This window comes from Rudaea sp. (assembly GCF_036560865.1).
Lineage (GTDB): Bacteria > Pseudomonadota > Gammaproteobacteria > Xanthomonadales > Rhodanobacteraceae > Rudaea.
In genome coordinates this window covers 29253-41505 of sequence record NZ_DATBQK010000023.1, presented here as the reverse complement: position 1 = coordinate 41505, position 12253 = coordinate 29253, and the positions used below count along the sequence as shown (strand labels likewise).

The following is a 12253-nucleotide window of genomic DNA, read 5'->3' as shown; positions in this document are numbered from 1 at the left end:
GACGTAGCGAACCAGCACGATCCTGACGATGCCAACGAAACCGATTGTTGCCAGCGACCGCTCGCGCGTTGCGATCTATCCGGGTACGTTCGACCCGATCACCAACGGGCATGTCGATCTGGTCCATCGCGCCTCGCCGCTGTTCGAGCGCGTCATCGTGGCCGTGGCCGAGAGTCCGGGCAAGGGACCGGGTTTCGATCTGGACGAACGCATCGAACTGGCGCGCGAGGCGCTGGCCGATGTCGGCAACGCCGAAGTGCGCGGGTTTTCCACGCTGCTGGCGCATTTCGTCGACGAGGTCGGCGCGGGCGTGATCCTGCGCGGCCTGCGCGCGGTTTCGGACTTCGAGTACGAATTCCAGCTCGCCAGCATGAACCGACATCTGATTCCGCGCGCGGAGACGCTGTTTCTCACGCCTGCCGAGCAATACAGTTTCATCTCGTCCTCTCTGGTGCGCGAAATCGCGCGCCTCGACGGCGACGTATCCGGTTTCGTGCATCCGGCGGTGCGGCAGGCGCTGCGCAAACGCTGGGGGCACGGCTGATGTCTGCGGCAACAACTTGAGAGGGAGACAAAATGAAAAAATATACTTTTCGTCTGATTCTCGCGCTGATCACGGCGCTGCTGCTCGTCGCCTGCGGGCCGAGCGAGGAAGAGAAGCAGAAAGCGGAGGATGCGGCCAAGGCCGCGGCGGCCATGGCGGCGGAAAAGGCTGCGCTGGTCATGCCGCAGGGCACGATCGACAAGGTCGCGTGGGCGCCGTATTTCAAGGCCACCGTGACCAAGTTCCTGCGCGAAAATGCGCAGACGATCAAGACCAACCATCCCTACGTCTACTATGTGCCGGGCGGCGACGACGACGCGGCCAAGACCGACCGCCAGAACGGGCTGGACAACGTCTCCACCGTGGTTCAGCGCGGCATCCTGCCGGGCGCGTTCATGGCGTTCAGCGGTCCGAACTCGACCTACACCGCGGATACCGTCGTCGGCGCGTTCAAGGATGCGAAGGAAGGCGCGTTCAAAGGCGTGTACGTGCTGTTTATCGGCGCGACCGCCGATCAGGATCGGGTCAAGCAGGTCATCGACAAGACCGGGGCGACCTTCTACTTCGTTGAAATCAAGTAGGCGAAGGAGCAAAAAGATAATGGGTCACGCGCGGCAGTGCCGCGCGTGGAATTGTCAATGGCGCTGAAGATTCTCGATACCTGCGTCAATTGCGACGTGTGCGAGCCGGTCTGCCCGAATCAGGCCATTGCCCTGGGCCCGGTCATCTACGAAATCGCGCCCCATCGCTGCACCGAATGCGTCGGCCACTTCGATGTGCCGCAGTGCATCGAGGTGTGTCCGGTCGAGTGCATCATCGTCGATGCGCTGCATGTCGAGACGCGCGAACAATTGCTGGACAGATACCTCGCGTTGAGCGTGGGCAATGAGGTTGCAAAGGACAAGAATGCGTAAGAGAGAAATGTATACATTGCCTGTTTTCCTGCTCGTGGTCGCGGTGGGAGCGCAGGCCGCCGACAGGTCCGCCGGCGACGCGCGCATCGCCGACAAACCCGGCCATGCCGCGATCGCGAGCGCGCACACGCTGGCGACGCAGGCCGGTTTCGAGGTGCTCGCGCAGGGCGGTAACGCTTTCGACGCGGCGGTCGCGGTCGCGGCCACGCTGTCGGTGGTCGAGCCGCAAAGCTCGGGGATCGGCGGCGGCGCGATGTTCCTTCTGCATCGGGCCAGCGATGGCAAGGATATCTTTGTCGATGCGCGCGAGACGGCGCCGGCCGCGGTCGACGCAAAGGATTACATCGATGCGCACGGCGATCTGAACAAGGATCATTCGCTCAATGGGCCGCTGTCCGCGGCGATCCCGGGCGAACCGGCGGGCATGGTCTTGCTTGCCGAGCACTACGGCAAACTGCCGCTGGCGGCGTCGCTCGCGCCGGCAATCCGCATTGCGCGCAAGGGCTTCGCACCGGATGCGCGGTTCCTTGCCGAAGTCGGTTATCGCAAGGAAATTTTCAAACGCTATCCCGCGTCCGCTGCGTTGTATCTCGACAACGGCGAGGTGCCGAAGCCGGGTTGGGTGCTGAAGACCCCCGACCTGGCAACCACGCTTGAACTGATCGCGGCGAAGGGCAACGAAGGTTTCTATCACGGCGCACTCGCGCAGAAACTGGTCGACGGCGTGCGCGCCGCTGGCGGGCGCTGGTCGCTAGAGGACCTCGCCAACTATCAGGCCAAGGAACGCGAGCCGATCGCGTTCGATTATCGCAGCGCCGCCGACACGAGCTGGCATATCGTCACCGCGCCGCCGCCGTCCTCGGGCGGTATCGCGATCGAGGAGATGCTGAACATTCTTTCGGGCTACGATCTGGGCAAACTCGATCGCGTGCATCGCGTGCACCTGATCGTCGAAGCGATGCGCCGCGCCTATCGCGACCGCGCGCAGTATCTGGGCGATCCGGATTTCGTCAAGATGCCGCTCGATGAATTATCGAGTCCGTTTTACGCGGCCGGCCTGCGCGCCTCGATCCATCCGGACAAGGCGACGCCGAGCGATTTGTTGCCCGGGTACATGGATCCGCCGCAGGGTGCGCACACCACGCATTTCTCGATCATCGACAAAGACGGCAACATGGTCGCGACCACGCAGACCGTGAACTTCGTCTTCGGTTCGTGCATGGTCGTCGCCGGCACCGGCTTTCTGCTCAATGACGAGATGGACGATTTCGCGCTGGTCGCGGGCAAGCCCAACGTCTACGGCGTGGTCGGCGCCGATGCGAATGCGCCGAAGGCCGGCCGCCGGCCACTGTCGTCGATGTCGCCGAGCTTCGTGATCGGCGCCGACCGCATCGGCGTGATCGGCACGCCGGGCGGCAGTCGCATCATCACGATGGTGCTCGAAGGCATTCTCGCCTTCATCGACGGCGAGCTGCCGGAGAAGTTCGTCGGCAATCCGCGCTATCACCATCAATACCTGCCCGATGTGATATCGGCCGAGAAAAATGCGTTCACGCCGGATGAGATCAAGGGACTCGAAGCGATGGGCCACAAGGTCAGCGAGTCGGAACGGCGCTGGGGTTTCATGAATGCGGTGAGTTGGGACCGCAAGAGCGGCAAGCTGCACGCAGGCACCGATCCGCGTCAATCCTCCGGTGGCGCGGTGGTGAAATAAGCGCACCCGCACGCGAATTTTCCATATGGCACGCAAGAAAAAAATATCGCCGCTGCGCATCGCAGCACTGGTCGCGATCGCGCTGCTGATCGCGCTCGGCGTTTGGGCCTGGCAGCGTTGGACTCCGTTTCGCCCGATCGCGGCGACGACCAGTACCGAGCTGGCCTTGCCAGCGCAAACCGCGGCCGGCGTGTCGGCCACGTCAGGCGTCAGCGTGCAGGTCAGCGGCAAACTGCAAATTCCCGAACCGCCACGCGATGCGCAGCTCGGCGTAAGCGCGACCGACGCGGCGGTACTCTTGCGCAGCGTCGCGATGTATCAATGGCAGGAGCATTGCGACAGCAGCGGCTGCCGCTACGACACCGAGTGGTCCGCCCAGCCTGTCGATTCGAACAAGTTCCGTGCGCCGGGCGGACACAAAAATCCGCAGGCGCCATTCGCCGATGCACGCTTTGTTGCGGGCGACGTGCGTCTGAGGGAACTCAGCGTCGATCCGGAACTCGTCGCCGCGCAGCATCCGGCGATCGATTACCCGGTCAAGGCGAACGCATTGCCGCCGAATCTCGCGGCGACATTCAGCGTCGTCGATGGTGTGCTTTACGCGGGTGGCGACGCTGCGCATCCGAAGGTCGGTACGCTGCGCATCAGTTATCGCATCGTGCCGGGCGGCGAAGTCAGTCTGAGCGGCGTGCGCCACGGGTCCAAACTCGAAGCGCGCTGAGTTTAATAAGCCGTCATTTTAGTGAGTCGTCATTCCGGCGAAAGCCGGAATCCACACTCAAGCGCGCCGATTAATAAGCCGTCATTCCGGCGAAAGCCGGAGGCGCGTTACAACAGCGAAGCTGGTCATCCAGCGCCTTATCTTTTTCGAGGCGAGAAACAAAAGACACTGGATTCCGGCTTTCGCCGGAATGACGAGCATTTTTCTCGCCATTATTTGAACTATTTTCCACCGAACAAAGCCTCGCCGCGCTCGAGAAAATACAGGCCAGCGAACAGTTTCGGATCGATCGAATAGCCTTCGCGCATTTTTTCAAGCAGCCATGGTGCCGCTTGTTCGCGCGGGATTTCGTGTACCACGATATTCTCGGTGTGGTCGCCGCCGCCGTCGTGCTCGCGCGTCAGATGGTAGGCGCGAACGAAGGCGATGATCTCTGTAGTCATGCCCGATGAGGACGGCCCTTCCATCAGGTATTCGATGCGCCCGGCCTTGTAGCCGGTCTCTTCGAGCAGCTCGCGCTGCGCCGCGGTGACGGCGGATTCGTCGCGGCTGCCGGCGAGATCGCCGACCAGGCCCGCGGGCATTTCGATGGTCTTGCTCTGGATCGCCTCGCGCCATTGCTCGACGAACAGCACGCGGTTCTGCGCAGTCAGCGCGACGATGATCACCGCGCCGCCGGGGTTGGTGCGTTCGGCGTACTCCCAGCGTCCGCGCCGCATGAGGCGCAGCCAGCGGCCGTTGCAAAGTACTTGCGTTTCAGTCATTGTTATGAGTTCCCCGTTTCGGATTGGCAGTCAGGCGAACTTGCTTTCGTTTTCATTGTCCTACGCCGGTCATCATCAGGTCTGCAACCATGAAAATCCAATATCACTTCACGATCGCGGTGCTGCTTGCGATCGGTCTTTGCGCATGCTCGGGCAAACCCGCGGACTCTGCCGGCGCGACGCAGGAAAAACCGGCCGCTGCGGCACCGGCCGCCGCGACGCCGGCGCCTGCGGCGCAGGCACCCGCCTCGGATCAGAAGCCGCCGCAGCCCGCGGCCGACGCCGCCAATGCGGAGTTGATCAAGAAAGCCGAAGCGTTGACCCAGGACCAGATCAGGCAATCGCTTGACCTTGCTGGCTTGAGCACGCTGGCGCAGTTGTACAACGACCAGCACGATGCCCAGCGTTTCACCTGGACGCTCGAACGCCTGACTGCGTTGCTGCCCAATTCGGGCAATCTGCGACTGCAGCTGGCGATGGCCTACGCGGGAACCGGCGACAAGACCCGAACCTACGATGCCCTGGTGAAGCTGGTCAATCTGGGCTTCTCCTACGATATTGCAAAGGACCCGCGTTTCGCGGCCGTGCACGACACGCGCGTATGGGACTACATCGTCACCAACCTGCAAAACAACGGCAAGCCCTTCGGCGAAGGCAAGGTGGCGTTCGATCTGCCCAAGGGCGACCTTCTGCTCGAATCGCTTGCCTGGGATCCCAAGCGCAAGCAGTTCCTCGCCGGCAGCGTGCGCGAGGGCAAGGTTTATCTGGTCGACAGCTCCGGCAAGCTCAGCGATTTCATCAGCGCCGACGCGAACAACGGCCTGTGGGCGGTGTACGCACTCGCCGTGGACGCGGCGCGCGACAAGCTCTACGTGCTGAGCAACGGCGTGCCGCATTTCAAGGGCTTTAATGCCGACATGCTGGGCAAGGCGGGATTGTTCGAATTCTCGCTGTCCACCGGTAAATTTCTGCACAAGTATATTTTGCCGCAGGACAAAGTCGGGCATATGTTGTCGAGTATTGCGGTCGGCGGCAACGGCCGCGTTTTCGTCGCCGACGGCGTGAACCAGCAGATCTTCAGTCTCGATGGCGGCGCGCTGAAGCCGCTGGTGCAGAATCCCAAGTTGACCGGAATCCGCGGCATGGCCGTGTCCGGCGACGGCAAGACGTTGTACTTCGCCGATTTCAGCCTCGGCATTTTCGGCATGGACCTGACCAAGGCCGCGCCGTTCGAACTCGCGCACAACGCGGACAAGCTTGCGCTCGGTGGCATCGACGGTTTGTATTGGTACGACGGTGCGCTGGTGGCAATCCAGAACGACATGTTGCCGCAGCGCGTGATGCGCCTGAAGCTCTCCGCCGACGGCCGCAGCGTCGCCAGCGCGATGCCGCTCGATGTCGCCCAGCCAGCGTTCACCGGGCTGGCGACAGGCGCGGTGTCCGGAGACGGGTTGTATACCATCGCCAACAGCCAGAAGGATCTGTACGATCGCTACGGCGTGCTTACCGAAGCCGGCAAGCTCGAACCGGTACATATCTTCCGCAGCAATCTGCGCTTCGCCTGGGACGACAAGGGCGTGGGTGGCACCATGAGCGCCTTGCCGGCGCCGGCGCGCAACGCACCTGCGCAAGCACCAAAGGGCCCGTAAGTTTGCTATCGCTCGATGGCGCCGACTCGGCGCCTTACTGACAAAAGCGCGGCTCCGGCATCCGGTCCGGAGCCGCGCGCAACCCCCAACTCGGCCGCTCGGCTGGCGCGGCCAGGTTACGGACTCGGTGGTTCACTCCGGGTGTTGCGCGCCACCGCTCCGTGAAGCAAGCGTATTCGGCAAAGACTCGCGTTTCCGTGCGCAGATCGCGGCAGATTGTGTGTGTGCTTCACGCGGCAAGTGTGAATCAACACGCAGATCTGCGTCCGCAATGTCCCGAGCCTGCCTCAGGTGTTCGCGCGCAGCGCGCGACAGCGCGAGCGCGTGAGCGGGCCGAAACGCAGGCGGTCGAACAGGATGTCGAGAGCGGCCGAATCGGGATCGCGCCGGCGCAGCGCGTCGATGTGACCGGGCACCGGCGCGTCGAGCGCAATCGCACTCAGGGTTTGCGAAAGCAGCGCCTGCTCGCGATGCGCCTTGAGCCGCGCATACACCTGCCCGGCGCCGCGCAGACGCAGGTAGGGCACTTCCTCGATGCGCAACAGCAGGGCAACGAGCGTACCGAAATGCGCGAGCAGGCTCGCCGCGGTTTTCGGCCCGATGCCGGGCACGCCGGGGATGTTGTCGACCGCATCACCGGTCAGCGCAAGGTAATCGACGACCTGGTCTGGACGCACTCCCATGCGCCGTTTGACGCCGTGCGCATCCCAGCGCTCATTTTTGGAAAAATCCCACTGCTCGTCTTGCATGCCGATGAGCTGACCGAAGTCCTTGTCGGCCGAGACGATCACCGCGCGGAAATCGTGTGCGCGCGACATGACCACGGCGCTGCCGATCAGGTCGTCGGCTTCGTATTGCTCGTCGAACACTACGGCGAGGCCGAGTGCGGCGGCGACCTGTTTGCAGTAGTCGAATTGCACCTTGAGTTCCGCCGGCGGCATCTCACGGTTGGCCTTGTACGCCGGGTAGATCCCGTTGCGAAACGAACTCACCAGCGATTCGTCGAATGCCGCGAGTACGTGTGTCGGCTGCACGCGCTCGAGAAAATCGCAGAGAAAGCGGGTGAAGCCGTGCACCGCGTTGATCGGCGCGCCATCGACATCGGCGAACTCCGGCGGCATCGAATGCCAGGCGCGGAAGATGTACAGGCTCGAATCGATCAGATGCAGGGTTTGCACAAACTCAGTCCTGCCACTCGCTGACCAGATCGGACAGTACCGGCCGCGTGCGCTCCGGCGCGGTTTCGCGCGCCGTGCCGATGTGCACGAAGGCGACGACGCGTTCGTTGTCGGCGAGGCCGAGCAGGCTGGCGGCGTCGCGATCGTAGGCGGCCCAGCCGGTCAGCCATTGCGCACCGAAACCGAGCGCCTGCGCGCCAAGCAGAAGGTTGTAGGCGACGCAGCCGGCCGACAGGATCTGTTCCTGCACGGGTACCTTGGGATGATTGGCGTCGACGCGCGCGATCGCGACCACGATCAGCGGTGCGAAGGCGAAGCGGGTGCGATCTTTTTCCAGTACCGACGCCGGCAGGTCGGGTTCTTTGCGCAGATGCAGCGCCGCAAGTTCGGCGCCGAGCCGCACGCGCGCTTCGCCGTGCAGCAACAGCAGACGAAACGGCTGCAGTTTGCCGTGATCGGGCACGCGGATCGCCGCGGCGAGCAATTGCTCGAGCTGCGCCGACGTGGGCGCGGGTTCGCCCAGCTGGCGCGAGGCGACAGACAGGCGCGTCGAGAGAAAGTGCAGGTTCTGCATCGATGGAAGGCAATGCGGCGAGAGAACGCAGCATAACATCTGGCAGATAGCGTCAAGCTCAGCTAGGATTCCGGTTCTGCACCACCCGGGGAGTTGCCCATGGCCGATTCTACTAACGCGGTGACGATCAGCGCGGTACGCGAAACCGTAGCGGGCGAGCGACGCGTCGCGCTGACTCCCGAGGTGGCGAAGAAGCTCAAGGCGAAAGCAGTCAACCTGCTGATCGAGCACGACGCGGGCGCTTTGGCGAGTTTCCCGGATGAAGCCTACAAGGACACCGAAGTCGTCGGCGATGCGCGCAGCGCGCTCAATCGCGCCGATGTGCTGCTCAAGGTGCAGCCGCCGTCGCTCGACGAGATTGCCGCGCTCAAACCCGGCACGGTGTACATCGGCTATTTGCAGCCGCATCTCGCGCCCGAGCGCATCCGCGCGCTGCGCGACGCGAAGATCACGAGTTTCGCGATGGAACTGCTGCCGCGCACGACGCGTGCGCAGGCGATGGACGTGCTCTCGTCGCAGGCTGGGGTCGCCGGCTACAAAGCCGTACTGATCGCCGCCGAGGCGAGTCCGAAATTCTTTCCGATGCTGACCACGGCGGCGGGCACGATCCGTCCTTCGAAAGTGCTGATCGTCGGCGCCGGTGTCGCCGGCCTGCAGGCGATCGCGACCGCGCGCCGGCTCGGCGCCCAGGTCGAAGGTTTCGATGTGCGTCCGGAAACCAAGGAACAAATCCAGTCGCTCGGTGCCAAATACGTCGAGCTCGGCGTAAGCGCCGCCGGCAGCGGCGGCTATGCGCGCGAGCTGACCGCCGAAGAGCGTGCGCAGCAGCAGGCGGCTCTGGCCGAACATATCAAGGGCGTCGACGTGATCGTCACCACCGCGGCGGTGCCGGGGCGCAAGGCGCCGCGCATCATCTCGGCGGTGATGGTGGCCGGAATGAGAGCCGGCGCCGTGATCGTCGATATCGCCGCGGAAACCGGCGGCAACTGCGAGCTGACCGAAGCGGGCAAGACCATCGTCACCGGCAACGGCGTGACCATCATCGGTCCGGTCAATCTTGCCGCGACCACGCCGATCCACGCGAGCGAGATGTACGCGAAGAATTTGTATAATTTTCTTGAATTGAGCATCAAGGACGGCGGCTTGAGCCTCGACTGGAGCGATGAACTGATCGCCAAGACCTGCATCACGCATGCGGGCGAGATCAAGCACGAGGCGACCAAGGCGCTGGTTGAAGGAAATTCGTAAAGCTTGAACCACGGAGAACACGGAGGACACGGAGAAAGCAATTGGAACTGGAGCAACTATCCGATCGGGTCATAGGCTGCGCCATCGATGTGCATCGCGGCTTGGGACCCGGCCTACTTGAATCGGTATACGCGCAATGTTTGGCTTTTGAATTGGCGAGAGCGGGAATATCGTTTGAAGCCGAAAAACCCATTCCCGTTGCTTACAAGGACGTTCGACTCGACTGTGGTTTTCGTGTCGACCTGATGGTGGAAAATAGCTTGATTGTTGAAGCGAAGGCTGTCGAAAAATTATTGCCGATCCATCGAGCTCAGTTGCTTACTTACATGAAGGTGACACAGATGCGAGTGGGTTTGTTGATCAACTTCAATTGCCGCACTCTCAGGGAAGGCTTGGTCCGGCTCGTTCTGTAAATTTGCTTTCTCCGTGTTCTCCGTGTTCTCCGTGGTTCAATCTTGATCTGGCAGATGGCCGCACTGTTTAGAGAGGAAACAACATGATCGACGGATTTCTGGCTCTCTACCTCTTCATGCTCGCCGCGTTCACCGGCCACGAGATCATCTCGCGCGTGCCGGTGATCCTGCACACGCCGCTGATGTCGGGCTCGAACTTCGTGCACGGCATCGTGCTGGTCGGAGCAATGATTGCGCTTGGTGAGGCGACCACGCCGCTGCAGCAGGTCATCGGCTTTCTCGGTGTGCTGCTCGGCGCAGGCAACGCCGCCGGCGGCTACGTGGTGACCGAACGCATGCTCGAGATGTTCAAGTCGAGCAAGAAGCCGGAGGCGAAATAATGCAAGCCTCCACAATTATACATTTGCTTATCCAGGCGAGCTACTTCGCTGCCGCCGTGTTACTGATCCTCGGCATCAAGCGCATGGCTTCGCCGGTGACCGCGCGCAGCGGCATTCAGTGGGCCGGTGTCGGCGTGCTTGTGGCGGTGATCGCGACCTTCTTTCACGGCAATGTATCCACGACGAATCTCCTCCTGATGATCGTTGCGATCGGTATCTCCACAGCGGCCGCGTGGTACAGCGGCAAGAAAGTGGCGATGACCGACATGCCGCAGATGGTCGCGTTGTACAACGGCATGGGCGGCGGTTCGGCCGCGGCGATCGGTGCGAGCGCGCTGCTCGGCGCGGCAATCTCCGGTGATGCCGAGCATGCGCTGACGCAGACGCAGACCATTTTGGCCGTGATCGGCGCGCTGATCGGTTCGATCTCGTTCACCGGCTCGCTGATCGCGTTCGCCAAGCTGCAGGGCTTGATGGACAAAACCTTCCGTTTCAAGGGCCAGCAGGTCGTCAATGGCCTGTGTTTCCTCGCCGCCGCCGCACTCGGCGCGGTCGTTGTTTATCACATGCAGGCGCATGCGATCGTGCTGTTCTTCGTCTTCGCATTGCTGTTCGGGATTCTGATGACGCTGCCGATTGGCGGCGCCGACATGCCGGTGGTGATCTCGCTGTACAACGCCTTCACCGGCCTCGCGGTCGGCTTCGAGGGTTTCGTGCAGCAGAACGTGGCGCTGATCATCGCCGGCACCGTGGTCGGCGCGGCGGGCACGCTATTGACCCGACTCATGGCCAAGGCGATGAATCGTTCGATCAGCAACGTGCTGTTCTCGAACTTCGGCGGCGGCGGTGCGAGCGCGCAGGAGATCAAGGGTTCGATGAAACCGATCGAAGCCGACGATGCCGCATCGCTGCTCTATCTCGCCGAGAAAGTCATCATCGTGCCCGGCTACGGCATGGCCGTCGCCCAGGCGCAGCACAAGATCTGGGAACTTGCGCAGCAGTTGATCAAGCGCGACAAGGATGTGAAGTTTGCGATCCATCCGGTCGCCGGCCGCATGCCCGGCCACATGAACGTGTTGCTTGCCGAGGCCGGCGTCCCCTACGATCTGATCGCCGATATGGACGACATCAATCCGGAGTTCCCGAACTGCGACGTCGCCATCGTGATCGGCGCGAACGACGTGGTGAACCCGGTCGCCAAGACCGACAAGTCCTCACCGATCTACGGCATGCCGATCCTCGACGTCGCCAAGGCCAAACAGGTGATCGTGATCAAGCGCGGCAAGGGCACCGGTTTCGCCGGCATCGAAAACGCGCTGTTCTATCAGGACAACTGCAAGATGCTTTACGACGACGGCAAGGAAGCCGCGAACAAGCTGATCGCCGGCCTCAAGGCGGTCGACGGCGGCGGTGGACATTGAACGAACGCGTCGACGTGCGAGGAGGATCGCAATGCCCTATGTGAATATCCGCATCACGCGCGAGGGCGCGACTGAAGCGCAGAAGGCCGAATTGATCAAGGGCGTTACCGATTTGCTCGTACGCGTGCTCAACAAGAATCCGTCGACCACCGTGGTGACGATCGACGAGTTGCCGATGGAGAACTGGGGCATCGGTGGTCTGCCGGTCGAAGAGTTCCGACGGCGCAATCCACCAGGCAAGTAACGCGCGTCGTGCGCGCGTGCGACGCGCGTCAAGACCGACGCGTAGAACGCAACGAGGCGGCACCCGCGCTGAGCAAGATCGCGAGCGCGAGCAGGACGCCGTCGCGCGTGTGCAGATTGCCCCATGCGATATCCGCGGTCAGCGCAAAGCCGGCCTTGAACAAGGCTTCGCGCAAGGGCAGGCCGAGCATCTGCGCGATGCGCACCGCGCCGAACAGATATTCCGCGTAGGCAAAGGCGATAAGCGTCGACAACGCGGCACACGACATGGCGACAGGGCGGGCGAAGCCCTGCCAGCGCATGAACAACCCCAGCGCGATGCCGAGCGGAAGGATAAAGATGCCGGTTTCAAGGCGCGTCGATACCGAGATGAAACACCACAACACGCCGCCGGCTAACGCACCGAAAACGGTGGAGGCGATACACGTGGCGATGGTCGCGGTGCGGTGCGGCGCCGGGGTGGAATGCGGAACTGACAAAGGCGATCTCC

Annotated in this window: 15 protein-coding genes; 11 read left to right on the top strand and 4 right to left on the bottom strand. The window is 62.6% G+C overall.

All coding sequences use genetic code 11. The features are described 5' to 3' along the window. The first annotated feature begins 28 nt into the window (after positions 1 to 28). From coaD to VIE67_RS02780, 5 genes are read left to right on the top strand one after another with little or no spacing between them, the layout of a single operon-like run. Positions 29 to 544 carry a pantetheine-phosphate adenylyltransferase gene (gene coaD, locus VIE67_RS02800; RefSeq protein ID WP_332023044.1) on the top strand — a complete coding sequence of 172 codons (516 nt, stop codon included), beginning with the start codon at positions 29 to 31 and terminating at the stop codon, positions 542 to 544. A 32-nt stretch (positions 545 to 576) separates the two neighbouring features. Beyond that, on the top strand, positions 577 to 1125 hold the full coding sequence (locus tag VIE67_RS02795; RefSeq protein WP_332023042.1) for a hypothetical protein: 549 nt from the start codon (positions 577 to 579) through the stop codon (positions 1123 to 1125). A 57-nt stretch (positions 1126 to 1182) separates the two neighbouring features. After that, the gene (locus VIE67_RS02790; protein WP_332023040.1) at positions 1183 to 1458 is read left to right on the top strand and encodes a YfhL family 4Fe-4S dicluster ferredoxin; all 276 of its coding nucleotides are present in this window, start codon (positions 1183 to 1185) and stop codon (positions 1456 to 1458) included. Continuing rightward, complete coding sequence (gene ggt, locus VIE67_RS02785) at positions 1451 to 3172, top strand: gamma-glutamyltransferase (protein WP_414707262.1); 1722 nt, start codon at positions 1451 to 1453, stop codon at positions 3170 to 3172. The genes VIE67_RS02790 and ggt overlap by 8 nt, the downstream gene beginning before the upstream one ends. A 25-nt stretch (positions 3173 to 3197) precedes the next feature. Further along, positions 3198 to 3893, top strand: coding sequence for a TMEM43 family protein (locus tag VIE67_RS02780; protein ID WP_332023038.1), 696 nt, complete (start codon positions 3198 to 3200; stop codon positions 3891 to 3893). A gap of 221 nt (positions 3894 to 4114) precedes the next feature. Here the strand turns inward: VIE67_RS02780 and VIE67_RS02775 are convergent, their stop codons facing one another. Beyond that, the gene (locus tag VIE67_RS02775; protein ID WP_332023036.1) at positions 4115 to 4657 is read right to left on the bottom strand and encodes an NUDIX hydrolase; all 543 of its coding nucleotides are present in this window, start codon (positions 4655 to 4657) and stop codon (positions 4115 to 4117) included. Between the two features lie 89 nt (positions 4658 to 4746). Between VIE67_RS02775 and VIE67_RS02770 the strand changes: the two genes are divergently transcribed. After that, entirely contained in the window at positions 4747 to 6306 is a 1560-nt protein-coding gene (locus tag VIE67_RS02770; RefSeq protein WP_332023034.1) for a hypothetical protein, read from the top strand. Between the two features lie 287 nt (positions 6307 to 6593). On the opposite strand, the gene VIE67_RS02765 is transcribed toward VIE67_RS02770, so the two are convergent. Both VIE67_RS02765 and VIE67_RS02760 read right to left on the bottom strand, forming a co-directional pair. Continuing rightward, the gene (locus tag VIE67_RS02765) at positions 6594 to 7484 is read right to left on the bottom strand and encodes a 5'-3' exonuclease (protein WP_332023033.1); all 891 of its coding nucleotides are present in this window, start codon (positions 7482 to 7484) and stop codon (positions 6594 to 6596) included. 4 nt (positions 7485 to 7488) lie between these two features. Further along, positions 7489 to 8058 carry a nitroreductase family protein gene (locus VIE67_RS02760; protein WP_332023031.1) on the bottom strand — a complete coding sequence of 190 codons (570 nt, stop codon included), beginning with the start codon at positions 8056 to 8058 and terminating at the stop codon, positions 7489 to 7491. A gap of 99 nt (positions 8059 to 8157) precedes the next feature. Between VIE67_RS02760 and VIE67_RS02755 the strand changes: the two genes are divergently transcribed. The 5 genes from VIE67_RS02755 to VIE67_RS02735 all read left to right on the top strand — a co-directional run bounded on the left by VIE67_RS02755 (position 8158) and on the right by VIE67_RS02735 (position 11764). Then, positions 8158 to 9306, top strand: a complete 1149-nt coding sequence (locus VIE67_RS02755; protein WP_332023029.1) for a Re/Si-specific NAD(P)(+) transhydrogenase subunit alpha — start codon at positions 8158 to 8160, stop codon at positions 9304 to 9306. Positions 9307 to 9347: 41 nt separating this feature from the next. Further along, on the top strand, positions 9348 to 9719 hold the full coding sequence (locus VIE67_RS02750) for a GxxExxY protein (RefSeq protein ID WP_332023027.1): 372 nt from the start codon (positions 9348 to 9350) through the stop codon (positions 9717 to 9719). Between the two features lie 83 nt (positions 9720 to 9802). After that, entirely contained in the window at positions 9803 to 10099 is a 297-nt protein-coding gene (locus VIE67_RS02745; RefSeq protein WP_332023025.1) for an NAD(P) transhydrogenase subunit alpha part 2, read from the top strand. After that, positions 10099 to 11520: an NAD(P)(+) transhydrogenase (Re/Si-specific) subunit beta gene (locus VIE67_RS02740; RefSeq protein WP_332023023.1), complete on the top strand. Its 1422-nt coding sequence runs from the start codon at positions 10099 to 10101 to the stop codon at positions 11518 to 11520. Before VIE67_RS02745 ends, VIE67_RS02740 begins: the two co-directional genes overlap by 1 nt. A 31-nt stretch (positions 11521 to 11551) precedes the next feature. Continuing rightward, on the top strand, positions 11552 to 11764 hold the full coding sequence (locus tag VIE67_RS02735; RefSeq protein ID WP_332023021.1) for a tautomerase family protein: 213 nt from the start codon (positions 11552 to 11554) through the stop codon (positions 11762 to 11764). 28 nt (positions 11765 to 11792) lie between these two features. Here the strand turns inward: VIE67_RS02735 and VIE67_RS02730 are convergent, their stop codons facing one another. After that, positions 11793 to 12242 (bottom strand): hypothetical protein, encoded by a 450-nt coding sequence (locus VIE67_RS02730; protein ID WP_332023020.1) that lies wholly within the window; start codon positions 12240 to 12242, stop codon positions 11793 to 11795. Positions 12243 to 12253 lie beyond the last annotated feature (11 nt).

Coding starts and splice junctions, on each gene's coding strand:
- coaD (WP_332023044.1), top strand. CDS start 29: ATGCCAACGAAACCGATTGTTGCCAGCGACCGCTCGCGCGTTGCGATC.
- VIE67_RS02795 (WP_332023042.1), top strand. CDS start 577: ATGAAAAAATATACTTTTCGTCTGATTCTCGCGCTGATCACGGCGCTG.
- VIE67_RS02790 (WP_332023040.1), top strand. CDS start 1,183: ATGGCGCTGAAGATTCTCGATACCTGCGTCAATTGCGACGTGTGCGAG.
- ggt (WP_414707262.1), top strand. CDS start 1,451: ATGCGTAAGAGAGAAATGTATACATTGCCTGTTTTCCTGCTCGTGGTC.
- VIE67_RS02780 (WP_332023038.1), top strand. CDS start 3,198: ATGGCACGCAAGAAAAAAATATCGCCGCTGCGCATCGCAGCACTGGTC.
- VIE67_RS02775 (WP_332023036.1), bottom strand. CDS start 4,657: ATGACTGAAACGCAAGTACTTTGCAACGGCCGCTGGCTGCGCCTCATG.
- VIE67_RS02770 (WP_332023034.1), top strand. CDS start 4,747: ATGAAAATCCAATATCACTTCACGATCGCGGTGCTGCTTGCGATCGGT.
- VIE67_RS02760 (WP_332023031.1), bottom strand. CDS start 8,058: ATGCAGAACCTGCACTTTCTCTCGACGCGCCTGTCTGTCGCCTCGCGC.
- VIE67_RS02755 (WP_332023029.1), top strand. CDS start 8,158: ATGGCCGATTCTACTAACGCGGTGACGATCAGCGCGGTACGCGAAACC.
- VIE67_RS02745 (WP_332023025.1), top strand. CDS start 9,803: ATGATCGACGGATTTCTGGCTCTCTACCTCTTCATGCTCGCCGCGTTC.
- VIE67_RS02740 (WP_332023023.1), top strand. CDS start 10,099: ATGCAAGCCTCCACAATTATACATTTGCTTATCCAGGCGAGCTACTTC.
- VIE67_RS02735 (WP_332023021.1), top strand. CDS start 11,552: ATGCCCTATGTGAATATCCGCATCACGCGCGAGGGCGCGACTGAAGCG.